This window comes from Leptolyngbya sp. NK1-12 (genome assembly GCF_032598965.1).
GTDB lineage: Bacteria > Cyanobacteriota > Cyanobacteriia > Elainellales > Elainellaceae > Elainella.
In genome coordinates this window covers 952,700-975,270 of sequence record NZ_CP053586.1, presented here as the reverse complement: position 1 = coordinate 975,270, position 22,571 = coordinate 952,700, and the positions used below count along the sequence as shown (strand labels likewise).

General features: G+C 51.1%; 16 protein-coding genes and 1 riboswitch. Of the genes, 9 read left to right on the top strand and 7 right to left on the bottom strand.

What is annotated here, in order from left to right:
* The first annotated feature begins 70 nt into the window (after nucleotides 1-70).
* Genes HJG54_RS03630 through HJG54_RS03620 form a run of 3 tightly spaced genes read left to right on the top strand, consistent with a single transcriptional unit; the run spans nucleotide 71 to nucleotide 1,708 of the window.
* Entirely contained in the window at nucleotides 71-355 is a 285-nt protein-coding gene (locus tag HJG54_RS03630) for a monovalent cation/H(+) antiporter subunit G (RefSeq protein WP_036001906.1), read from the top strand.
* Entirely contained in the window at nucleotides 348-1,052 is a 705-nt protein-coding gene (locus tag HJG54_RS03625) for a DUF4040 domain-containing protein (protein ID WP_316433425.1), read from the top strand. Before HJG54_RS03630 ends, HJG54_RS03625 begins: the two co-directional genes overlap by 8 nt.
* The gene (locus HJG54_RS03620) at nucleotides 1,049-1,708 is read left to right on the top strand and encodes a Na(+)/H(+) antiporter subunit B (RefSeq protein ID WP_036001903.1); all 660 of its coding nucleotides are present in this window, start codon (nucleotides 1,049-1,051) and stop codon (nucleotides 1,706-1,708) included. The genes HJG54_RS03625 and HJG54_RS03620 overlap by 4 nt, the downstream gene beginning before the upstream one ends.
* A 16-nt stretch (nucleotides 1,709-1,724) precedes the next feature.
* Here the strand turns inward: HJG54_RS03620 and HJG54_RS03615 are convergent, their stop codons facing one another.
* Complete coding sequence (locus HJG54_RS03615) at nucleotides 1,725-3,257, bottom strand: AAA family ATPase (RefSeq protein ID WP_316433423.1); 1,533 nt, start codon at nucleotides 3,255-3,257, stop codon at nucleotides 1,725-1,727.
* 177 nt (nucleotides 3,258-3,434) lie between these two features.
* Nucleotides 3,435-3,842 (bottom strand): GNAT family N-acetyltransferase, encoded by a 408-nt coding sequence (locus tag HJG54_RS03610; protein WP_316433421.1) that lies wholly within the window; start codon nucleotides 3,840-3,842, stop codon nucleotides 3,435-3,437.
* A 574-nt stretch (nucleotides 3,843-4,416) separates the two neighbouring features.
* On the opposite strand from HJG54_RS03610, the gene ruvC reads away from it, so the two are divergent.
* From ruvC to HJG54_RS03595, 3 genes are all read left to right on the top strand, one after another.
* Nucleotides 4,417-4,899 (top strand): crossover junction endodeoxyribonuclease RuvC, encoded by a 483-nt coding sequence (ruvC, locus tag HJG54_RS03605; protein WP_316433420.1) that lies wholly within the window; start codon nucleotides 4,417-4,419, stop codon nucleotides 4,897-4,899.
* Nucleotides 4,900-5,090: 191 nt separating this feature from the next.
* The gene (locus HJG54_RS03600) at nucleotides 5,091-6,371 is read left to right on the top strand and encodes a transposase (protein ID WP_316435601.1); all 1,281 of its coding nucleotides are present in this window, start codon (nucleotides 5,091-5,093) and stop codon (nucleotides 6,369-6,371) included.
* Nucleotides 6,372-6,435: 64 nt separating this feature from the next.
* A riboswitch (cobalamin riboswitch) is annotated at nucleotides 6,436-6,635 on the top strand.
* A 382-nt stretch (nucleotides 6,636-7,017) separates the two neighbouring features.
* Complete coding sequence (locus HJG54_RS03595; protein ID WP_316433419.1) at nucleotides 7,018-7,467, top strand: hypothetical protein; 450 nt, start codon at nucleotides 7,018-7,020, stop codon at nucleotides 7,465-7,467.
* 67 nt (nucleotides 7,468-7,534) lie between these two features.
* On the opposite strand, the gene dinB is transcribed toward HJG54_RS03595, so the two are convergent.
* From dinB to HJG54_RS03580, 3 genes are all read right to left on the bottom strand, one after another.
* A complete protein-coding gene (gene dinB / locus HJG54_RS03590) occupies nucleotides 7,535-8,629 on the bottom strand; it encodes a DNA polymerase IV (RefSeq protein ID WP_316433417.1) in 1,095 nt (364 codons plus the stop codon).
* A gap of 245 nt (nucleotides 8,630-8,874) precedes the next feature.
* Complete coding sequence (locus tag HJG54_RS03585; RefSeq protein ID WP_316433416.1) at nucleotides 8,875-11,859, bottom strand: PAS domain S-box protein; 2,985 nt, start codon at nucleotides 11,857-11,859, stop codon at nucleotides 8,875-8,877.
* 513 nt (nucleotides 11,860-12,372) lie between these two features.
* Nucleotides 12,373-12,783, bottom strand: coding sequence for a response regulator (locus HJG54_RS03580; RefSeq protein ID WP_036001896.1), 411 nt, complete (start codon nucleotides 12,781-12,783; stop codon nucleotides 12,373-12,375).
* A 746-nt stretch (nucleotides 12,784-13,529) separates the two neighbouring features.
* Here HJG54_RS03580 and HJG54_RS03575 point away from each other — a divergent pair.
* Nucleotides 13,530-14,153 (top strand): hypothetical protein, encoded by a 624-nt coding sequence (locus HJG54_RS03575; protein ID WP_316433415.1) that lies wholly within the window; start codon nucleotides 13,530-13,532, stop codon nucleotides 14,151-14,153.
* Nucleotides 14,150-14,599: a tetratricopeptide repeat protein gene (locus tag HJG54_RS03570; protein WP_316433413.1), complete on the top strand. Its 450-nt coding sequence runs from the start codon at nucleotides 14,150-14,152 to the stop codon at nucleotides 14,597-14,599. The genes HJG54_RS03575 and HJG54_RS03570 overlap by 4 nt, the downstream gene beginning before the upstream one ends.
* A 112-nt stretch (nucleotides 14,600-14,711) precedes the next feature.
* On the opposite strand, the gene HJG54_RS03565 is transcribed toward HJG54_RS03570, so the two are convergent.
* Both HJG54_RS03565 and HJG54_RS03560 read right to left on the bottom strand, forming a co-directional pair.
* Entirely contained in the window at nucleotides 14,712-16,196 is a 1,485-nt protein-coding gene (locus HJG54_RS03565; RefSeq protein ID WP_316433412.1) for a calcium-binding protein, read from the bottom strand.
* A 296-nt stretch (nucleotides 16,197-16,492) separates the two neighbouring features.
* On the bottom strand, nucleotides 16,493-20,410 hold the full coding sequence (locus HJG54_RS03560; protein ID WP_316433411.1) for a CAAX protease: 3,918 nt from the start codon (nucleotides 20,408-20,410) through the stop codon (nucleotides 16,493-16,495).
* 293 nt (nucleotides 20,411-20,703) lie between these two features.
* Here HJG54_RS03560 and HJG54_RS03555 point away from each other — a divergent pair, with 293 nt between their 5' ends.
* Nucleotides 20,704-22,380: an alpha-amylase gene (locus tag HJG54_RS03555; protein WP_316433410.1), complete on the top strand. Its 1,677-nt coding sequence runs from the start codon at nucleotides 20,704-20,706 to the stop codon at nucleotides 22,378-22,380.
* Nucleotides 22,381-22,571: the final 191 nt, after the last annotated feature.

The window sequence follows — 22,571 nt, the reverse complement described above, 5'->3', positions numbered from 1 at the left end:
AGTGGATTTTATGAAGTACATGAAGTACATGAAGTGTATAAAGTACATATAGAACTTGTCTATAGCAACTATGATCAATCTGTTGAGCTATTTTTGTATTGCTACTGGCATTGTCTTTTGGTTTTGGGGCACAGCGGATCTGCTCAGTAAGCGCTCGGTATTATTCAAGCTGCACAGCCTATCGGTTGCCGATACCCTTGGCTCAATTGCAATTGTAGTGGGCTTGCTGCTGAAAATTCCCAGAGAATGGCCGCTGCTGTTGCTGGCAATTATTTGCCTCGCCCTTTGGAATACCATGCTGGGATATGTGTTGGCCTATTGTTCTAGTGCTAGTAACGGAGGTAGCCGTGACTGATAGTTATGTATATGTGCTGACGGCCCTGTTACCGTTGACGGCCTCCATACTGGTGACTCAGGCCAACCCCTATCATGCGCTGGTGCTGCGCGGGATTTTAGGCGCGGTGGCCGCCTTAGTTTATACCGTTTTAGGCGCAGCAGATGTGGCCCTGACCGAAGCGTTGGTAGGCACCATGTTGGCAATTACACTGTATGCAGTGGCGGTGCGTTCGTCGCTGGTGATGCGGCTGGGTGTACTGAAGGAAGCAATACCAGATTGGAAAGCTGCATCAAAATCAGATGACGCGCTGGTTGCTTTGCAGCAGGCTGATCAGGCTAATTCTGAGCAGCCGAGTTTTGCGCCACTTTTAAGTGATCTACGCACTGTTTGCGGTAAACACCATCTGCGACTTGAACTAGTCCCCTATCCGGATTCCCAAGCCTTGCAGCAAGCGTTAGTGGACAAAGAAATTCACGCTGCCCTTCGAATAGAACATAAAGATAGATATTTCTCTGAAGCTGGTTTTGAACCTAACTCGGAACGCATAAATCTACATGATGAATCGTTCTGTTCCCTGCGCATTCGAATTCGTCGTCTCTATGATATTCTGCAAGCTGAACTCACGTCTCCTGCTGCCAACCTCACCTATGTGGATCTAGCCACTTCACCAGAAGTCGGTCCAGTTTTAGCACCTGTAGGAGAGCAGCAGCCATGAAATGGATTTATATTTTGGCGGGAATTCTGCTGTACATCAAAATCATGATTATGCCGAATCCGGCTCCGGAGTTCTCTCTCTCGATTGTCGATGCAGTGGTGCAGGATAGTGGTGTTCCGAATGCGGTTTCGGGCATCATCTTTCGCAATCGCCTCTATGACACGATCTATGAAGTGGTGGTCTTCACAATTGCAATTATGGGGGCTAACTTCCTGTTGGCCAACGAAAAGCCGTCCAGTATTGTGTATCGGTTTACCGATCAGCCTTCGATTGTGCTGGCCCGGCTGGGGGCTACGATTGCTGCCTTGGTAGGGATTGAGCTAGCGATTCGGGGCCATTTGAGTCCGGGAGGTGGCTTTGCGGCGGGCGTGGCGGGCGGCACCGCAATTGGTTTGATTGCCATTACCTCGTCTACCGAATGGATGCAATCTATCTACCAGCGCTGGCGGGCCGCGACCTGGGAGAAATTGTCGGTGCTGGTGTTTATTGTTCTGTCGGTGATCACCCTGGCGGGTTTGGAATTACCGCATGGCGAGTTGGGGGCGTTGGTCAGCGGTGGTGTGGTTCCTTTGCTGAATATTCTGGTGGCCGTGAAAGTAGCCTTGGGGTCTTGGGCGGCGATTTTGATTTTTATCCGCTATCGCGGCTTGCTGTAGGCCAACCAAAGGCAGGTCAGGCTTCGGTTTTCTTCTTAGAGCGGCGTTTGGGACGCAGTGGCTGAATTTCAACCCGCCAACCGTACTGAACCAAGGCTTGCAGAATGTGGGATAGGCTAACCGCACTCGCAGATTCAGCTGCGGCATAGCAGATAGCCTCCTGCCCAAGGGTTTGAATCTCACGGCGGTTCAGGGGCAATTCGGCTAGCGCAGTCCAATTGATATCCGATTCTAGGGGCACCTTGACTGGAAAGGCATTTTGCCACAGCAACAAACGCTCAATTGCTCCCGGTGGCACAAACTGGATCTGCTGATCGAGTTGCCGTTGCCAACGCACCTGTACGGCTGCCGAGTGGGTCAGACTGAACAGCGTGATCGCTGCCTGCTGCCGCCGCTCTGTCCAAAACTGCTGGAGTTGCACTGCCGACACTAAAGCCGCCCGCTTCAGCCAGACCTGGGCTGAGTCAATCAGCAGCACCGTAGGAGCCGTAGTGCGGATTTCACTCAGCAGATCGGTGTAGTCAATCGGGTCAATTGCAGCTAAATCTACCTGCCAGAGCGGAGTTTGCAGTTCAGTTGCCAGAGCCAAGGCCGCCGCCGTTTTGCCCGTTCCTGGCTCGCCAGTCAGGAGAGCGACCAATCCTGGTGGAACCATCGCCTCGGAAGCTAAGTTCCAATTCTCGACGGCAGCGCTGTAACCCTGAATCCGCTTAGCCATCTGCTGCAATTGCTCAATAGTGGAGGTCGGCAGAACTAGATCAGACCAGATTTGAGTTAGGGTGATGTGCTGCAACAGCACAGGTGTAGCGACGCGGGGCACTTTCCGAATCAAAGCGGGAGCTGCAGGTTCGGTCGGTTTGCTGGCATCGGCTGGAGTTAGCAATTCATCGAGGGTTTGTAGGGTGGGATGATCGGCCAGCAGGTAGTTAATTAGCGGTACTGACAGTTTCAGGGGCGCATTCAGCAGCGTGTTTTCAGCCGCAGGCAAAAAGTTGAGCAACTTGTGGCGAATCAGCCGCGAACTGCCCATCAGATGGTTGCGAGCCACTCGCCATTCCTGGTCGTTTTTACACAGCAGCCGCAGCACTAGATCCAGCGTCGGCAAATCGGTTTTGGCAGGGCTATCCTCGCCCTGCAAATAGTGGTACAGCTTAGAATAGCGGCGGTTGACCTCAGGCGCTAAGCTCATCAACACCAGGTTTTTCTCAAACAGATTCAATCCCAACCGATCCCGCAGGGCCGGTAAGGCAAGCACAATCCCCTGCCGCTGGCTAGCCTGAATTTGGGCCTCAATCTGGCTGCTATAGCTAGTTTTCACGCCTGCCGGCTGACGATATTCGTCATAGGCGATGTTGCCTTCTGCCGTAATGATCCCCTTCCACCAATGGCTCGTCGCCCGATCTGCCTTCGATTGCGCTACCCGATCAATCTCTTTGGCTTCCTTGCGTTGTTTGGCTACCGCCGCCATCAGCAGCCGCTCCAACCAATGCAGCTCGGTTCTCAAATAGGCCCAATTGTCAGCAAACCCATCCGTCTGTTCTGCTGGCATAATTCTTCGGTGATTTCACTATCCACTATTGTGGCGTGATGGTAGGGGGGTTGGCGAGGAGGTGGGGAGTAGGGGGTGGGGAGTAGGGGGTGGGGAGTGGGGAGTTGGGAGTGGGGAGTAGGGAGTGGGGGAGTAGGGAGTGGGGAGTGGGGAGTGGGGAGTGGGGAGTGGGGGGCGTTAGAGGTTGAGGGTGAAATGGTAGCTGGTGATTTCTAGGCGGTGACGGAAGTAGAAGCGGTGGGCGGCAAAGCGCTGGACGCCAGAATCGAGTTGGAAGGATTGGCATTGGTGCTGGCGGGCATAGTCGATTAACCAATGAATGAGCTGTTCCCCATGACCTTTGGAGCGCTCTGTGGCGGCAGTGACCAGATCGTCAACGTAGAGAAATTTTCCCCACGCTAAATTTTCGGAAATTCGGAATCCTGCCACAGCTTTGATGGTGTCAGGGGCTAGACCGTCAGCTTGGTCGTTACGCTTCGAATCCTCAACCTTTAGATAGGCCAGACGGTAGCCATACTCCTGCTGCTGCTGCACCCGCTTAATAAACTCTTCGACACTAATTACGTGAGGACGCAACCCTTGCATGATGGGAAAACAGTGTTCTAACTCTAGTTGAGAATCAGCTAAAGCGATGTGGATCATATACGTTGGAAGTCAGGAGTCAGGAGCTAGGAGACAGGAAGCAGGAGGCAAGTTTCAAATTCTTGATCGGAAGTTAGCAATCATCTGACTACACCTTGTCCAACAAGGAGAAAGGATAGAGGACCGGGGAAGCCAATTTTTTGACGCGATCACTAGCGATCAGTAGCAATTATGCGTGCAGTCACTATGTAGATAGTAGATATAGGATTGCCGTAGACGACTCAGTGTATGGAAAAATAAATTAGTTAAAGAATTGATGAACAAGTATAAAGTTTTTGTGAATATCTTAATGCAAGCATCATCCTATAGCAGAAACACGATAAATCGATGAACTTTACATAATTTCTTCTAGTCCTGCCTTTTGCTGATCCGTAGACCAGAATTAAGCCTGCCAAATTCAGAATTTTTCCTGGCTTCTCACTTCTGGCTCCTGGCTCCTGGTTTCTGCCCCAATCCCCCTACCTTCCCAATTTTGCGGTATCGTTTGAAGAATCTCTTTTCGCGGTTTGCTGGTGGCATGGAGAAACGCATTCTAGGCATCGATCCAGGATTGGCAACGCTGGGGTTTGGCGCGATTGTGTGCAGCACGGGCAACGGCACAGGACAGGTTTCGATTCTGGACTTCGGTATTATTCAAACTCCGGCTCAGCAGGCGATCGGGGATCGGCTTTGCATTATCTACGACGACTTGCATCATTTGTTGAACTACATGCAGCCCGATCTAGTCGCAATTGAAAAACTGTTTTTTTACAAAATGGGTAACACAATTGCCGTAGCTCAGGCGCGAGGTGTAGTCATGCTAGTTTTGGCCCAGTGCCGGTTGCCGTTTGTAGAATTTACTCCAGCTCAGGTGAAACAGGCCCTGACCGGGTATGGCAATGCTGGCAAGCAGGAGGTGCAGCAAGCCGTAGCCCGAGAGTTGAATCTTGATAAAATCCCCCGTCCCGATGATGCGGCTGATGGGTTAGCCCTAGCGCTGGCAGCCTGGTTCCAAAGTTAGCTCCCAAAACTGGCTGATATGCCAGGTTGAGTTGACCCATCTACCCATCTACCTAATATCAGTCTCATTAATCTCAGCAATTCTCATTTTGGCGAAAAGCTGTTCAAGTCCTGGAAATATCGGTATTGTAAGAACATCTAAGAGAGCCAAGAGAGCCAGAACCGTTGAAAGAACGGGGGTTGTTTGACACAATAGTTGGTTCCTTTCGCCAGCGCCTGTCCTCGCTACCGGACAAACGCACGGGCAAGAATACCCGCTATGGGATGGAAGATGCAGCCTTGAGCGCGTTTAGCGTGTTCTTCACCCAAACCCCGTCATTTCTGGCATACCAGCGAATGATGGAGGGCAGTAAAGGTCATAGTAATGCCCAAAGTCTGTTTGGAGTACATCAGATACCGAGTGACAACCAGATTCGGGCGTTGCTCGATGGGGTGAAACCAGAGCAGGTATTTCCCATCTTTGAGGAAATCTTGCAGGTGTTGGAGCAACAGGGACAGTTGAAGAGATTGCGCTCGTTTGCCGACACTCTGCTCATGGCAATCGATGGCACCGAATACTTCGGTNCGAGCCAAATCCATTGCCCGCAGTGTTCAACGCGCCAGTTGAAGTCAGGAGAGATGTACTATTTTCATAGTGTGGTCACTCCAGTCATCGTTTGTCCGGGTCAATCTCAGGTGATTCCATTGGTGCCTGAGTTTGTCGTACCGCAAGATGGGCATGACAAACAAGACTGTGAGAATGCAGCCGCCAAACGGTGGTTTTTGCAGTACGGACAACGCTACCGTGCCTTCAATGTAACGGTTTTGGGCGATGACCTCTACTGTCATCAACCCTTATGCCAACAGCTCTTAGCTCAACAATTCGACTTCATTCTGGTATGCCGTCCGGAGTCTCACGCTACCCTCTATGAGCATCTCGAAGGCATTGATTTACCGACAGTGACGACCAAACGTTGGACTGGAAAGGTCGAGGAAACCTATACCTACCGCTACCTCAACGACGTGCCCCTCAAAGATGGGGATGATGCGCTCTTGGTGAATTGGTGCGAACTGACGGTGAGCCGCCCAGATGGGAAGGTAGTCTACAAAAATTCCTTTGCCACCAATCATCCAATTACCGACGACACTGTGGCAGAGGTCGTCCTAGCCGGTCGTACCCGCTGGAAGGTGGAAAACGAGAATAACAACACCCTCAAGACCAAGGGCTACAACCTCGAACACAATTTTGGGCATGGCAAGCAGCATCTTGCTTCATTCCTCGCTACCCTCAACATCCTGTCCCTGCTGTTTCATACCTTACTGGAGTTGCTCGACCAGAAATACAAGCTGTTGCGATCTCATTTGCCCACTCGCAAAACCTTTTTTGATGATTTGCGGGCGTTGACCCGTTACCTGTATTTCAACAATTGGGATCACCTGCTCACCTTTATGCTTGAGGGTTTAGAGCTAGAAATCCCACCTAACACCAGTTGATTTTCCATACTGAGAATTGCTGCATTAATCTAAGATAGTGGGCTGTTGCGCGTTGGGTATGTTAATCTGCAAATAGCCTATTGGTTCTGGTGGGGAGCAGTCACCAGACGCAAGGGGGAAAGCTCGGTGCAAATCCGACACTGTCCCGCAACTGTAAACGATGTGAGACGGATGATTTTCGATTAGCGGTATCAGCGCGATCCAAAATCTATTCTCGATTTGAAATCGTAAGTCAGGATGCCCGCCAATAGCGCCAGCGCACTTCGGTGCATTGATCTAATGCACTGATTTAATGCGACAAGTGGCTCGTTTCCTGTTGTTTTTCATCTGCGAGGTACGGATGATGGTGAACTTGGCTCTCCTAGAATTAATTCGTTGTAAACGCTCTGATTTAGATCTGCATCAGCTTCCAGCCTCTGTTGATCAGCAGCATAGAATTGTAATTAGGGCGTGGTATAGAAATTGAGGCATCTGCTGGATCACGTGACTAGAATCAGGGCTTGAACGCGCGGAGAAACTCGCGAAAGAACGTGCGAGGCGCGGCGCATTTATGTGCAACGAACGATACGAGAAACAGGAATTCTCGTTCTTCTGAGATTCTTTAGAGATAGAGTGAACGCAGACAACTTGGCATGGGAGAGCAAGCATGCAATACAGCAATAGTGTCTGGCCTGGGTATGTCAGTCACTGGCAAAGTTCGTTTATTCGACAAAATATTTTAATCATTGGATATATAGCTTGGAATGACTACTTGAATGCTGGACGGGGTATGGTGGTCTGTGAGATCATAGACGCTCTTCATCCAGCTACTGACTGGAGCCTTGATCTGGTAGCGTTTAGACCGGCTTTTATTCCTCGGTGCCGAGCTGCAAACTACTTACGGAGTCTGGATCTGGAGGAAGACGTGGTTGATGCTCTGCTGGAGACAATCGAAACCTATGATCCCATGCGAGCAATTGTGGCTTTGGTTAAAGGTAATGGTGAAGTAGATTGCAGTCTGCTGCAAAATTTGAAGATTTCTCCTATAGACTGCTGCGAACAGGTGTTGTGCCGCTGGCCAGAGTTCCAACCTGGCTTAATCCTCCAAGGAGAGTAGTGTGACCAACCGAATGTTGGCCAGGTTGAGTTGGTAGCTGAATGCTTCCCAATCCGTCTCATCAGCCTCAGTAGGCATGCTCGTTCCACAAACAGAGCTGCACATAGTCTGCCTCCTCAGATGTGTCACCGTCCAGGTTAGAGAGGGTCAGCCCCACCAATCGTACTGGCTTGTGATCTATTTCGGTGGCGTCCAGTAGCTCTTGGGCTAAGGTCAGCAGAAGCTTGCCATCGGCTGTGGCATGGGGCAGCGTTTTGCTACGGGTGACTTGCTGATAGTCGGCGTATTTGACCTTCAGCGTTAGCGTGCGGCCACGGGTCTGCCGGCTGGCAAGCCGTTGTTGCAGAAGGTCAGCGATTTCGCTCATGGCACTCAGCAGGGCGGCGCGTCCGTTTAGGTCGGCTTCAAAGCTGGTTTCTGCTCCAATCGACTTGCGGATGCGACGGGGCTGCACGGGGCGATTATCCTCAGCTCTGGCGATTTGGAAATAGAATGCTCCGACTTTGCCAAAGCGCTGAACCAACTCAGATTGGGACCACTGCTTCAGATCCTTCCCGTTGCGGATACCGAGTTGGTGCATTTTTGCTGCTGTTACCGGACCGATGCCATGAAACTTCTCGATTGGCAGTTGCTCAATAAAGGCTTCAGCCTGTTCTGGCGGAATCAGAAATAGGCCATTCGGCTTGTTCATGCCAGACGCTATCTTGGCCAGAAACTTGTTGATTGATACGCCTGCGGAAGCCGTCAAATCAGTTTCTTGATAAATACACCGTTTAATTTCCTGGGCAATTAAGGTAGCAGAAGGCAGGCCGAGCTTATTCTCGGTTACATCCAGGTAGGCTTCATCAAGCGACAGCGGTTCAACCAGGTCTGTATAGCGGTAGAAGATAGCGCGGATTTGGTCGGATACAGCTCGGTAGATTTCAAAGCGGGGCTTAACGAAGATCAGCTGAGGACACTTTTGATAGGCAGTGCGCGAGGGCATTGCCGAGTGGATGCCAAACTGACGTGCCTCATAGCTAGCAGCCGCCACTGCGCCGCGCTGGGACGGAGAGCCACCTACTACCAGCGGTTTGCCTCGATAGCTCGGCTGATCTCGCTGCTCGACCGAGGCGTAGAAGGCGTCCATATCAATGTGAATGACTTTGCGAATAGCGGTCATAGCAGCAATCCGTCTGGGTCAAACAAGGGGCATGTCGAGTCACTACGTACAAATGTACTATAATTGAGCCGAAAGATTTCGATCGCTGAAGGATTCGATCAGAAGAAGTTTATAAGCAGATAGGCAGAACCAAACACCAATCCTGGGGCAGGATGCTTATTGGTAAATCAAATCGCGGTAGCTTGTTTTTACACAGCTTGGTTTTCCCAGCATGGCTGAATCACGGCTGTAATGGCAGTGAAGGACTAGCATACGCTGCCAAACTCTTTGATTAGCGTCGTGATGGCGGCAATCAGGGCATCGGGATCGACTGGCTTTGCCAAGTGGCGCTGAAATCCTGCGGCTAATGCTTTTTGGCGATTAAACTCGCCAGCATAGGCTGTCAGAGCAATTGCCGGTATGCCTGTCGTTTCTGGCAACGCCCGAATTTGGCGCATCATCATGTAGCCATCCACTTCTGGCATACCAATGTCGCTGACTAATATGTCAATTGCTGATTGCGATAGGATATCTAGAGCCTGATCAGCCGAATAAGCTGTTAATACCACAGCTCCTGCTTGCTGCAATACAAGTGTTGTTAACTCCTGTGAATCAATTTCATCATCTACAACCAAGATCGAGACATCCTGCAACGGTTGGTGATCCAACGTTGTCACAGGCATAGCGGACCTATGCTTCAATCCCTGACTGGTTTGCGATAGCGGTAGTTTAACGATAAACGTAGCGCCCTGGTCCTCGCCCCGACTGGCTGCTTGCACTGTCCCCCCATGCAGCTCTACAATATGCCGCACAATCGCTAACCCCAAGCCCAGTCCCCCAAAATTGCGCGTGGTTGAGCTATCCGCCTGTCGAAAATAGTCAAAAATATAGGGCAAAAACTCTGGATTGATCCCTTTACCGGTATCAGTGACGGTAATTTGAGCGTAATTTTGTAAGTTCTGAGTGTTTAGGTGGAAGTTGCTAGCGGGATCCTTTAACTCTGCGAGAACTGTGGAGCTTTGCGCTTCCCGCAAGCTGCACTCATACCTTTCTAAACGCACTTCGATCCGTCCGCCGGTTGGAGTAAATTTGACAGCATTGGAGAGGAGGTTCCAAACCACTTGCTGTAAACGGCTAGAGTCACCGGAAACTAAACCCATTGCAGGTTCAAAGCGAGTACTAATTTGAATTGATTTGGCCTCTGCCGCCAGCTGCACGGTTTCTATCGCCGCTTCAATCGTCGATTTCAGATCGACTGGGTGAATATTGAGGCTGAGCTTGCCTCGCAAAATCCGGGCAACATCTAGTAGATCTTCGATCAGCTGGGTTTGCAGTTTGGCGTTGCGTTCGATTGTTTCTAGGCCGCGCATCAGTAGGTTGGTGTCCTGATGCTTGAGCTGAAGGAGCTTCGACCAGCCCAGGATGGGATTAAGCGGAGAACGCAATTCGTGGGATAGTACAGCCAAAAATTCGTCTTTGATCCGGTTGGCGTCCTGTGCCTGGTGATAGAGCTGGGCATTGTCGAGGGCGAGGGCAGCCCGACGAGCTAATTCTTCAGCTAAACGCAGATCGCTCTCGCAGTAGTGGCAGTCGGTGCGGCAAAAGGTGAGCGTTCCTAGTTTGCGCTGTTGTGCTAATAACGGTACGGTGATCCAGGATTGGGGACGACATCTTTGCATAAATTGCAGATGCTCGCGACTGGTGGTAATGGCCTCTAGCCACGACTCGGTGACATGGGGCACAAAGCTAGCCTTGCCGCTGCGTAATGCTTGAACTACAGGATAGTTTTGCCAATCGAGTGAGGGAACAAACTGTTGAATTTGAGCAAACCAAGCCTGCTCTGCCGGATCGCGATGGTGCCAGGCGACGCGCTGTAGGTTGCCCTCAGTCGCCACGCGATCGAAAAAGCAAAAATCCGCCAGAAACGGCACGGCTAAGCGCGCCAAGTTGGTCAGGGTTGTGGAGTAATCCAACGAAGCAACCAGCGTTGAACTCGATTCGGCCAGAAAGCGATACCGTTCCTCACTTTGGCGCAGCGCTGTCTCTGCCTGTTTTCGCTCGGTGATATCCTGCTGCACTGCCACCCAATAGGGGCGACCATCCACATAGAGGGCAGAGATGTAGACTCCAGCAATGAAGCTGGTTCCGTCCTTTCGACGGTTGAGCACCTCTCCAGCCCAAACGCCTTGTGTTCGCAGGGTTTTAATGCAGTCACTCACCAACTGGTTGGCGTCGTCTGGCGGCAAATCGCTGAGGACCGTCACCGGCTGCCCCAACAGTTCGCCGCGCTCATAGCCAAACATCCGGTCAAAGGTGGGATTTGTGAAGACAATTCGGCCAATCTCATTCGACATCACCACGCCTTCCCCCATACTTTCCAGCACGCGGGCTTGCAGTTGTAGCGTTTCTTCGGTTTCTTTGCGATGGGTAATATCCATCGTGCTGCCCACCACGCGGATTGGATCTCCGGCAGCGTTTCGCATGATTCGGCCCTGATCTTCCACCCAAATGTAGTGCCCCTGTTTGTGGCGGACTCGATATTGGTAGCAAAATCGCTCGGCTGTTGCCAGGTTGGTCTGAAATGAGGCTTCAATTGACTGTAAATCATCCGGATGGATTTGCGCACTCCACCAATTCAGCTCTGTCCCGGCTTCTTCTGGCGTATAGCCTATCAGCGACAGCAGCCCCCGCGTGCGTTCCACCGTACCACGCTCTAAATCCCAATCGTAGATCAGGCAATTCACAGCCGCCGCCGCCAATTCGAACCGTTCATTTGAGCGCGATAGTTCAATTTCTAACCGTTTGCGGGTGGTAATATCTCGCCCTACCGCCTGTAATTCCACCAACTGACCATCTGCCGCAAAGATGGCGCGATTGCTCCACTGCTGCCAACGAATCTCTCCCTCTGCTGTTTTGACCCGATGTTCCTGCATCAGAATGGGCTGCTCAGGTGTCAGGGCTGCCAGTTGTTCTAGGTAGCGTTGCACCAGTAATTCTTCACCGTTGGGCAGCAGATCTAGAAAATTCTGACCAATCAATTGCTCGGCAGAAGCTCCAAAATGGCGACAATAGGCTGCATTGACAAAGGTGAGGGTACCGTCAGGCAAAAAGCGACAGATCAGCTCGGTTTGGGTTTCAACAATGGTGCGATAGGCTGCTTCACTAAACTGATTTTTTGTCGGTTCTTGCATTGGAGCTGAAGTGCAATCTAGATTGAAAGACTCATCGTCTGCCTGCCTGAACTGACTCATGGATTTCGTTCTCCTGCTAATGCACCCCTATGTCACCTAAAACTTGGCCGATCTAAACCCAATTCAGCAGTCAACAGCAGTCAACATTAGGTATCAATCGATAAAATCAACAGAGAACGAAGCGAGCAATACACAGGCCATCTATGCTACTCGATGAGTCAATTTTTCTATCCTCCCCCAAAAGGAGCAAAGGCTGAACTACCCTTAGATAGAGTTAAATCCTGCTTAATTTAGATGTTTCCTAAGAAACTTATAGCTTTTCTTCGATACCAGTAGCTTCTACAGCGCCTCTAGGCCAGATTGACCAAAGGCACGCTTGCAACAACCGATGGCGCAGCATCCGAATTCATGGAATGGTTTTAGCTTCACGGGCGGTGCAGTGTTCTAAGCTCAAATGCCTGCTTATCGACTGTAACGAATCAGAACAACCTTGGCGTTATGCAACAAGTAGGTTCCAAAGGTAGTTTCCAAAGAAAGCAGACTTCGCTGTGGCCCTATCTAACTCAGACCAGGCTAACTCAGGACAGGCTTAGACTGCAAAATTGCCCGAACTCGACTCAATAGTTCCTCAAAATCAATTGGTTTACTAACAAATCCGTCTACACGAATCCCCGCTATTTGGGCTGATGCAGCTTCAGCATGGCCGCTGATCAACAAAATTGGAATGGACGGGAGGGTGGAGTTTTGGCGAATTCGCTGCACCACTTCAAAGCCATTCATCTCTGGCATCATCACATCGAGCAGCACCAAATCTGGCGGGGTGGTTTCGATTAAGTTCAGCCCAACTGGCCCACTGCTAGCTACTTCAACCCGATAGCCCTCACTCTCTAGAAGCGTTTGTAGTAAAAAAGCGTTATCTTCAATATCATCAATCACCAGGATGCGGCTGGCTTCAGAAACTGGCTTAGAGCGCAAAACATTCATTAGAACTGTGTATTTGGCAACATACTGTGCAGGTAGAGATAAGATTATTGTCTTCGCTGAGGGGGTTGGGCTGTCTCTCACAAAAGAGTGATTTCTGTTCGCCCTCCTGCTTAGGGAAGATGTGCAAATAGCTAGGTTCAGCGGATAGGCTGCCGTTGTAGCTTAATTTTAGACTCAACTTTAAAGTAGCGTCGGCAATCGCTGTGGTGTAAGCCGCTATTTCCTCAAGGGCTTTACAGGTTAGCTGGCGAATTTATATCTTAAAGATAACAGCAGTAACCACAGGCATTCTGTAAAGTTCTATCGAACCCTGCGGCTTCTTCATTGTAAAACTATAGGATATTGCTTATGCTTTGACAGAAGCCTTCATTAGAGTTGTAAGGCGGGTGCAGTTCTCCTGAATTTGACCAGCTTCTGAGCCAGGATTGCAGAATTCTATTGCAAGATTTCGAGCGCAGCTAGAAGTTGAATGTCTATTGGGATAGATAGGGATATTAATTTACAACTGTGCTAGTCAGTCTCCGAAATATATTAGCGGTATTCTATGTGAGCTGGCTTTAAAGATTTTTTAGATAGGAAAAATAAGAGCCTAGAATGTAAGGCAGGTTCATATAATTTAATGGAAATATATGATGTTCTGGTTATTTAATCAACTCGCTAGATAGTCTTATCAGTGCATCTATCCATGACGAGAGATCGAACGCTGGATAAAACCAGAAGTAAATAATGAGTGCCAAGTGAAAGTTATGCTGCAACTTATGCGTTGGGATCGGTTCAGAACCTGGGAGATTGTAACGCTAACGTCAATTAGCGTAGCAACAATGATGCTATTACTGCTGTTCGCCCATGGCTTGACAGAAACTGGCGTTTTGCTGACCATTCGAGCCACGGGCCGCGTTTCTTTTCCATTGTTTTTCATGCTGAGTTTGAGCGGTAGCTTGTATAAGCTGATTCCGTCACGCAAAGCTTACTGGCTGTTGGCCAATCGAAAATACCTGGGTTTGGCATTTGCGATTGTCTATCTTTACCATGCCCTTGGTTTCACAACCTTAATCATAATGACGCGAGAGCCGAATATTGAAGGGCTAGAGTTGATTCTATCGATTATCTGCTACGGTTTCTTGGTGGCGATGACCGTGACCTCTTTCCGAAACATCCGTCGCCGGATTTCACCTTGGCTTTGGAACAGCCTACATGGCACTGGGATGCTGTTTTTCTGGTACTTCTTCCTGCAGGAATTTATGCATCGAGCTGAAGAAAACATGGTGGTTTACTTGCCGTTGGCTTTGATGACGGCTGCAATTCTGCCGATCAAGCTAATTGCTGCGACTAAACCTGAAAAAACAACTGTTCAGGAGGTAAACCCATGAGGCTGAGGCTAGCATTTTTAGGCTCACTGATCTTTTTCGGTCTGTGGGGCTATTGGGGACATGACCTATCGAGTTTAAATTCACCTGCTGAGGCCTCGGCTGACGCTACGGCAGATCTGCCAGACGCCGCCTCCGAATCTAACGTCAATCCAAAGGCCGACCTGTCCGACAATGTGATTGAAATGGCGTTTTCCCTGGCTAGTCGTTCCCGCTATGTAGACGCGATTGCCCTGCTGCAAACAATTCCCGTCGAAGACGAGAATTTCCTCAGAGCGAATCAACTACAAGATCTGTGGGCAGAAACCATTTTGACTCTGGGGCAGGCCAAGCTCAAACAGGGCAAAATCTCCGAAGCTAAAGCTATCCTGAAATCCATTCCTGAAACCACCCGTTCCTACGCTGAGGCTGCCGAACTGTTGGATAATGGCACTAACCCAATCAAATAGAGCAAACTTTCAAACAATCAGAAGCAGATACTCACCCCCAACACCTGACTCAGGGTTGGGGGTGAGCATCGGGGGGTGAGCATCGTTTTATCAGGTTTTAGGTAGCGACAAATCAGGCTACCACAGAGAAATTCCTGGCTGTCAAATTCAGGCCGTCCGTCAGCAACGCAAACTGACCTCCATTGCCAAATCCGTTTCTCGCACCGTTCTCGTTGTAGATCAACGCGCCAGATCTTTCGTTGTAGACAATTAGCGCATTGCTGCGGCGAGCCTGCCTCAGATTTTCTACCGATTCGAACGAGAGATTCTTGACTTTTGTGAAGGTGGTGCGATCAATTTGGATCTTGTCTTCCCTGACGCCAAAGTCGGTGACTTGATCCACGCCGATCAAGGCGCGGTTGAAAGCTTGTCCGATGCCAAAGCCAAAGGTATCTTTGCCACCACCGCCGGTGAGCGTATCGAAGCCAGCACCACCTACCAGGAGGTCATCACCGTCTAGACCTTCGATCACATCGTTGCCGGCATTTCCGGCCAGCGAGTTATTGGCATCGTCGCCAAGCAAGACATCGTCGAGTGCTGTGCCGCTAACATTGAGGAATCCAGCCAGCAATGTTCGGATCAGGGGGCTGCCGGGAAAATCAATGCCGAGAGTGTTTTCTGCCAAATCAACTGCCAGCGGGGCATTGACTCCAGCCGCATCGATGTTGGGCGCGGTTGTGGTTAATCCAGCTACAGCACCATTGAAACCGTAGATGATGTAGTTGGGCAGTTGAGCTGTAACGGTTTCTCCAGGACCGAAGCCACTGCGAAAAATGCCTAAATCGGAAATACCATCTCCGTTGTAATCACCACTCGATTCAAAGTCAGATGCGCCCAAGCGGGTATTCACTCCGGTACCGTTGATCACCAAACCGTTGGTGCTGTTAATCGCTCCGACATCAACTGTGGCTGCAAAGCCGTTGCGCTTACCATAGAGCACATAGAGTTGTCCGGCTTGGGCTTGACCATTGGGTGAGGCAATGGGATTGGCCAGCACAATATCGCTGACGCCATCATTGTTGAGATCGCTACTGCTGTAGAAGTAGCCGCCGGTAATTGTGAAGCCGTTGGTACCGTTCAGATTGCTCGTATCTAGAATAGGCGTGTAGCCAGTTTTGCGTCCAAAGATAACCTGCACCACCGCCGGAGCTGAGACTTCACCGGATCCGGGAACTTGAGCGTTGGCAGGGGAATAGCTGATGATCAAATCATTGACGCCGTCGCCATTAACGTCGCCGGGTGAATGCACTGCCGCTTCGATAAAGGGGGTAACTTGATTGTTTGGATCTGGCGTTCTGGGCAGATTGACCGCAAAGCCGTTGGCCCCATTCAGGTTGGCGGGATTGAAAGTAGATGAGGCGGGATAGGTGGGCGTGCCAAACAGAATATAAGCCTTACCGGTCTGACCCGGAGGATTGTTGGTATCCCTGACGAGAAAATCGCTGATCTGATCGCCATTGATGTCACCGAATGGTCCTAACGCTCTATTGGTATCAGTAAATAGCGTCGTACCATTTGTACCATTGAGGCCAGATAGGTTGATGGGGGAAGTAACCATTAAAGCTCCTCTGTTGTTGAGTTGATAGCGCGAATCAGCAGAGAAAACCAGAGCAGCCAGCTTTCCTAAGCTGCTCTAGCAAAACCAATCCGATAAAATTTAGGTCTGCAACGGCTACTGCTCGTCTTAGGAGTAGACGATGGCAAAAACAGCCTGGATGGAGTGTAAGTCATTCAACTAAGTGCAGGCTGTAGTGCTCAGCTTGTAGGCGTAACACCACAGAATACAAATCCAGCGCAGACCTGTTCCAGGGTTCCCAGCATTTGCAAATTGCTACCAGGGATACTAAATGAACTTCAAAGCGTCATCGGGGCAATTGGTTCTATGTCTGGGTCATAACCACCAATTTGGTTAGTCCGCAGCACCCAAACTGAGGCATCGAACTGCAAAAAGATGCGCACGACCGTATCGCTAGCCAAGCGGGGCAGGAGAGTGCGCCAGCTTCCCAACCCCGCTTTGAAGTTGCGCAAGGGGCTATCTTCTAGGGTGCAGCCTAGGTTGTATTCGTTTTTCTGCCAGTCGGAACGGGGAGCACCCAAGGGTTGCAGTTCCCGCTGTAGGGCATTGATCAACTCCACCAACCGCTGATAGCGGCTTGCCTGTTGCGAACTCGACAACCAATTTTGCAGCGACACCGCATCGGCCTCGATCGCCCGCTCCAAACTGTTGAGGCTGGCAAACAGCGCTTGGTTGGAATCCTGCGAGCAGTTATTCGCCAGTCCAACATAGGTGCCGCCGGTGCCATCACCAATCCGGTAGCGGGCCGTCATCACCTGCAAGTGACGCAGCATCAGGTTCAGGGGCGAGCTTTTGTAGCCGTAGATCTCAAAATCCTCGGTAAAGGCGTCCAGCTTCACCAGCAAGTCACAGACCGGACGCACCCCTGCCCAACCAAACTGCCGATCGCCCATATAGCGCGACCAGTGCAGCGTTCCCGCAACGATGCCATCGGTGTTGTGGGTGTAGACCTGGTAGTACTGAATTTCAAACCGCAGTTCGTGCGTGAGCGGATCGCGCACCACGGTGGCTAAGCCATAGGCAAAATGGCCAAAAAACAACGGCGTCGCCGCTGCGGGTTCCCGTTTCTGGCCGCCAATGCCACCGTAGGTATGCAGCACCAAGGCGCGGGTACCCTCTGGCCAAGCGTCAATGGCTTGTTGGTGTTTCAACTCTTGCAACTCTTGCGCATCCAGCTCTGGTACATTTAGCTCTGGTGCATTTGGTTCCTGCAGGCTCAGCTCTGGACTCAAGAGTACCGAACTGATCTGCCCCTTCTTGGCCTTGATGTTGGCCCAGGTTTGTTTGCGAATATAGCGGTAGGCTGGCTTGTAGCCGAAAATCACCTGATCGGGCTGGAGCCGCAGCAGCGACCGGGGTGCGTAGGACTGAACTACAAACAGACCCGCCCCATCCTTGGCCCCATAGATGTACCAGCCCATTTCGTTCAGGGGAGACTGCTCCAGAGCGCGAGTGGTAGAGGGAAAACAGCCGTTTTGATCGGCGATCACGGGCGGCAGGCGGACGATTTCGGTTCCTCCATCGAACTGGCCTGTAGTGGGATTAAAATGCTCGACGCGAAACTGGTCACTACCCGCAATTGGCTGGAGGAATCGTACTAAGCCATAGTAGCGTCCGGTAATTTGTACGGGTTGATTGACGATCCGCAGGGTGGTATTGTCTTCGACCTGCACCTCGCCGTCCAGCATCACGATCAGGTCATCGGTGGGATGGGCACCGGCCAACGACTCCAGTGGCCCTACCTGCCGCCAATGGTTCAACCGTTCGGGATGAACTAAGCCGCCATACTCGCTGGAATAGTCTGCCGCAGCGCTAAAGTGAACGTCATGCCGAGCCGCCTGAACAAAACTTTTGATCAACGGCGTATCAATCCAGCGCAATTTGACGATTTGTCCCACCAGATGCTCATAGCCCCTATCCGCATGGTGCACTTCAAACAACACACCTCGAATAGCCTGCCGTTCATGGAGCTGTGGCAAAATCAGCCGCCCCATCCAGGTGCCAATTGGGTGATACCAGTTTGGGTCAACCGTTTGCTCAAGTGGGTAGTAGGCCGGATCGTTGAAAGCCGCCCGTTTGTAGAGGTCATAGTTGCTGAGCGCTTTTGGCTTGGCTGGCTGAGGAGCTAAGAACTGGTCGGTGAGGATTTGCTGAATCAGGTCAACCGTTTGCTGAAGCGGACTGCGGCCATCGGGCAAAATTGGATCGGGGTCCATGATACCGCCTGGAACTTGATGCCCGACTGGTCCTAGCGAAGTGATGCTGATTTTGCCTTGGCGCTTGGCTCGGTTCCAGTAGGACAGGGGAAACAGTTTCCAGCGTCCGGGAAAGAAAATCGGGCCGCAGCGCTCAACAACATCCCGGTCGCCCACTAAATGGTAGAGGTGATCCAGCTTCAAAAAATTATTGTTGGCGCTGATGACGCCACCCAGCGAGATCACCTCAATCGGGGCTTCAATCGCTCGCCGCAAATAGGGGGCTGCGGCTACTGACATCTGTGCTCCGCCGCTAAAGCCAACCAACGTCACGGGCACTCCACTGCCAGGCTGATAGTTACGCTCAATTAATCCGTTGTAGAGCACCTGAGCAATGCCCTGGTTGTAGATGGGGCCATAGCGCTTATCGGCTGACACGGCCACGATAATTAGATTGCGCAGATTCAGCAAAACGCCCAACAGAGCCGCCGGATTGCTCCACCGCATTTTATCAGCCATGCGCCACAGAAACGCCAGCGGTCGATCTTGATCTAACGGCTTGTTCAGCACCGAGTACATCATTAGGCCGCGGATAAAGGCCACATCCTTGGGCAAAGTTGGCAGTAGCGCCGCCAAGAAGTCTTCCACATCAGGAGTATATTCCTCACCGGATTGGCCAATCCCATCGAGGTAAATTACGTAGCGGCTGGGCGCATCGGTTTGAGCCAGAGGCAGAAAAGCAGGAGGGACAGGCTGAGCGGCAGAGGTGGGTGCGGTTGGGAACAAGCTGTCGCCGGTTGGCGTTGCAGTAGCTCGACTCTGGGTTTCCGCAGCGGTGGCCACATCATCGTCGTACCAGCCTGCCCACCAGCCCAGCGTTTCTAGCGGTGCCAGCAAACCAGCAAACACCAGGGCAATCACCCCCAGCCAAGCCAAATCAACCAGAACTTGCAGCAATTCTGGTAAATTGTCGTGCCAACCCAACAATGCCAACTGAATCGGTCTGAGGGAGAACGCTACCAGCACAAACAGCAGAACCATGCCCAGCAGTGCTGCAACGAGACCCAAGGCTTGAGCCGTCGAGCTTGGCGAAGACTGATTTGCAACGGCATCAACGCCCGAATTGGAACCAGAATCTGCACCAGAGGCTGGGGGGATGGCAGAGGAAACCGGATCAATCGTGGGTTCGGGTTTGCTGGGTTTACGAGTGGGTTCGGGTTTGACCGGCTCAGAGGTAGAAAGATCAACTCCAATCGAAGTGGCTGGAGACGGAACTCGTTGGCGTAGTGCTGTTCGCAACCACAGTTCAGCCGATTGCTCAAACGATTGTCGCGCCGATCGAAGTTGTTCTGCCGCCAAAATGGGAGACGATGGCCCCAGCCCTGCTTTGATGATTTGCACCAGTTCTTCCTGGTTCTCGGCCAGTTTGACGCCAGCCACCCAATCTGCAACCGACTTACCAAACTTGGCAATCGGCTGGCCGATCGTGTGCTCCAGAATCTGCTTAACCGCCCAACCAAAAGCCACATAGCCAACCGCCTCGCCAATGCCCACCTGCGTCACGGCATTGAACCCGACTACCATTGCCAGCAGATGCCAAACCGACAGCAGCGTCAAAATCGGCTCACCTAGATAGGGCAAGGCTCCCAAAAAGCCAAACAGCAGCGGCGCATAGCTCAACCCCAGCACTTTCACCAGCGTCAGGAACGACACCGACGCCGACCACGGCAACTGACAGATCAGCCATGTGCTAAACACGAGAAACAAAAAGCCAAACGTGTATAGCACCGCACTGATCAGCAAACTAAACACAAACCGGATGGGCTTCACCCGATTGACAAACAAAACAATAATTTGCCCAATTGCCAGCGATAGTTGGGCCAGCAGCACGATCAGCAGCGCCCCAGTCAGACCGTGAGGAATCGCATCCGTCTTTTGAAACACTTCCGCACTTAGCCCAAAGGCTCCGCCGAATAGCTCCCACGGAATCGCAGTTTCCATCCTTCCCCCCATTCGTTGCTAGCGCCAGCCTCACCACAACCTACCGATCATGCCAAACTATTGCCATCTTATTATCGGTTGTTAGAGAGAAAGCTGTGGTTGTAATAGTCAATGACTATACATAGTCATTGACCATACATAGTCCAGTCATTCCTAAACCAGAAACTACCAATTCCCCCATCTTCCCCATCTTCCCCACCTTCCCCACCTCCCCATAACGTTACCCCGCGAACCCCAGCGATCAGCCGCCCTAGTGTAAAGTCTTTAGTGCAACCTAATGATTCCTTAAACCTATGGCTAATGTATTTCAACAGTTACAGCAGCGGTTTCAATCCTTGGGGAAAGAGCTAAGTCCCCAAGTGCTAGAAGCTGCCAAAACGTCTTTGCAAACTTGGCTGGACGAGAACTACCCAGACCTAGTCGCGCGCAAAGCCTCTGCTGAATTCAATGGCACCATGATGCAGTGGTTTCACTGGTATATTGCACCCGATGGCAATCACTGGAATGAATTAAAACAAACGGCAAAGGATCTGGCGAAGGCTGGATTTACGGCTCTCTGGCTACCGCCTGCCTGCAAAGCGAATGGTGGTGGGTATGATGTTGGTTACGGTATCTATGATTTATTCGATCTGGGCGAGTTTGATCAAAAGGGAACGGTGCGGACGAAGTACGGCACAAAAGCGGAGTATGCAGCCGCAGTTCAAGCAGCTCGTCAGGCTGGGTTGCAGATCTACGCTGATGTTGTTTTCAATCACAAGATGGGCGGTGATGCTGAGGAAGAATTTGCAGCCATTCCATTTGATCCGAATGACCGCAATCGTCCTTTGGGTGAACCGCGCAATATCAAATCCTGGACTCGGTTTGACTTTCCTGGACGCGGTGATAAATATTCCAGCATGAAATGGCGCTGGTGGCACTTCGATTCGGTCGATTACAACAGCTACGATCCAGGCTACCGAGCTGTTTACCGCATGAAGGATAAAAACTTTGAGGATAAAGTCGATCTGCGGTTAGGCAACTATGACTACCTGATGGGCTGCGACCTCGATGTCAACCACCCAGAAGTGCGCGGCGAACTGAAATATTGGGGCGAGTGGCTGATGGATACGATCGGAGTGGATGGATTCCGCCTAGATGCGATCAAGCATATTCAGGGCGATTTCTTTACCGACTGGCTGGGTCATCTGGAACATAGAGCACAACGCGATCTATTCTGTGTGGGTGAATATTGGACAGAAGATTTTGGTACTTTGAGCTGGTACATTGGCAATGCTGGCGGTCAGCTCAATCTATTTGACGTGCCGCTGCACTACAATTTCCATCGAGCCAGTAAGGCTGGCGGCTACTATGATATGCGCAGCATTTTAGATAATACCTTGATGAAACACCTGCCCCTATTTGCCGTGACGCTGGTGGACAACCACGATACCCAGCCGCTGCAAGCTCTGGAATCAATGGTGGAATCTTGGTTTAAGCCGCTGGCCTATGCGATCATTCTGCTACGGGCTGAAGGCTATCCCTGTGTATTCTATGCAGATTATTACGGTGCTCATTACCGAGATAAGGGACGGGATGGTAACGAGTATGAAATTTGGATGGACTCGCACAAGTGGATCATCGACCGACTGCTGTTTGCCCGCAAGCATTTTGCCTATGGTCCCCAATACGACTACTTCGACCATCCCGATGTGATTGGCTGGACGCGCCTGGGTTCCGAACAGCATCCCAGAGCAATGGCGGTAATTATGAGCGACGGACCGGGAGGCAGCAAATGGATGGAAGTAGGTAAACCCAATGCCACCTTCTACGACCTGACGGAGCACATTAAACAGCCAATTCAAACCAATCAGCACGGCTGGGGCGAGTTTCGCTGTAACGGAGGATCGGTTTCCGTCTGGGTGGAACAGCAAACGTTGCAGTCTCTGCTGTCGGAACTAGTTTCACCGTTTGGGATTGCGATGATTGACTAACGCCAGGATTTGGTAACGATCTTCCCTTCGTTCTTCTCCAGAAAGGGAGATCGTTTGGTCTTGTTTGGTCTTGTTTTGTCTTGGTAGAAGTAATCTGCCAAACGAATCTGTCAAACGAACACGGCTGCCCTACCAAGCGCAACTGTGCCATTTTGTCTGTTATGCTTTCAAAATGACTCCTCAATCAAATC

What these genes read in the sequence shown, in the direction of transcription:
- HJG54_RS03630 (WP_036001906.1), top strand. Translation starts at nt 71, where the DNA reads ATGATCAATCTGTTGAGCTATTTTTGTATTGCTACTGGCATTGTCTTT.
- HJG54_RS03620 (WP_036001903.1), top strand. Translation starts at nt 1,049, where the DNA reads ATGAAATGGATTTATATTTTGGCGGGAATTCTGCTGTACATCAAAATC.
- HJG54_RS03615 (WP_316433423.1), bottom strand. Translation starts at nt 3,257, where the DNA reads ATGCCAGCAGAACAGACGGATGGGTTTGCTGACAATTGGGCCTATTTG.
- HJG54_RS03610 (WP_316433421.1), bottom strand. Translation starts at nt 3,842, where the DNA reads ATGCAAGGGTTGCGTCCTCACGTAATTAGTGTCGAAGAGTTTATTAAG.
- ruvC (WP_316433420.1), top strand. Translation starts at nt 4,417, where the DNA reads ATGGAGAAACGCATTCTAGGCATCGATCCAGGATTGGCAACGCTGGGG.
- HJG54_RS03595 (WP_316433419.1), top strand. Translation starts at nt 7,018, where the DNA reads ATGCAATACAGCAATAGTGTCTGGCCTGGGTATGTCAGTCACTGGCAA.
- dinB (WP_316433417.1), bottom strand. Translation starts at nt 8,629, where the DNA reads ATGACCGCTATTCGCAAAGTCATTCACATTGATATGGACGCCTTCTAC.
- HJG54_RS03585 (WP_316433416.1), bottom strand. Translation starts at nt 11,859, where the DNA reads ATGAGTCAGTTCAGGCAGGCAGACGATGAGTCTTTCAATCTAGATTGC.
- HJG54_RS03580 (WP_036001896.1), bottom strand. Translation starts at nt 12,783, where the DNA reads ATGAATGTTTTGCGCTCTAAGCCAGTTTCTGAAGCCAGCCGCATCCTG.
- HJG54_RS03575 (WP_316433415.1), top strand. Translation starts at nt 13,530, where the DNA reads ATGCTGCAACTTATGCGTTGGGATCGGTTCAGAACCTGGGAGATTGTA.
- HJG54_RS03570 (WP_316433413.1), top strand. Translation starts at nt 14,150, where the DNA reads ATGAGGCTGAGGCTAGCATTTTTAGGCTCACTGATCTTTTTCGGTCTG.
- HJG54_RS03565 (WP_316433412.1), bottom strand. Translation starts at nt 16,196, where the DNA reads ATGGTTACTTCCCCCATCAACCTATCTGGCCTCAATGGTACAAATGGT.
- HJG54_RS03560 (WP_316433411.1), bottom strand. Translation starts at nt 20,410, where the DNA reads ATGGAAACTGCGATTCCGTGGGAGCTATTCGGCGGAGCCTTTGGGCTA.
- HJG54_RS03555 (WP_316433410.1), top strand. Translation starts at nt 20,704, where the DNA reads ATGGCTAATGTATTTCAACAGTTACAGCAGCGGTTTCAATCCTTGGGG.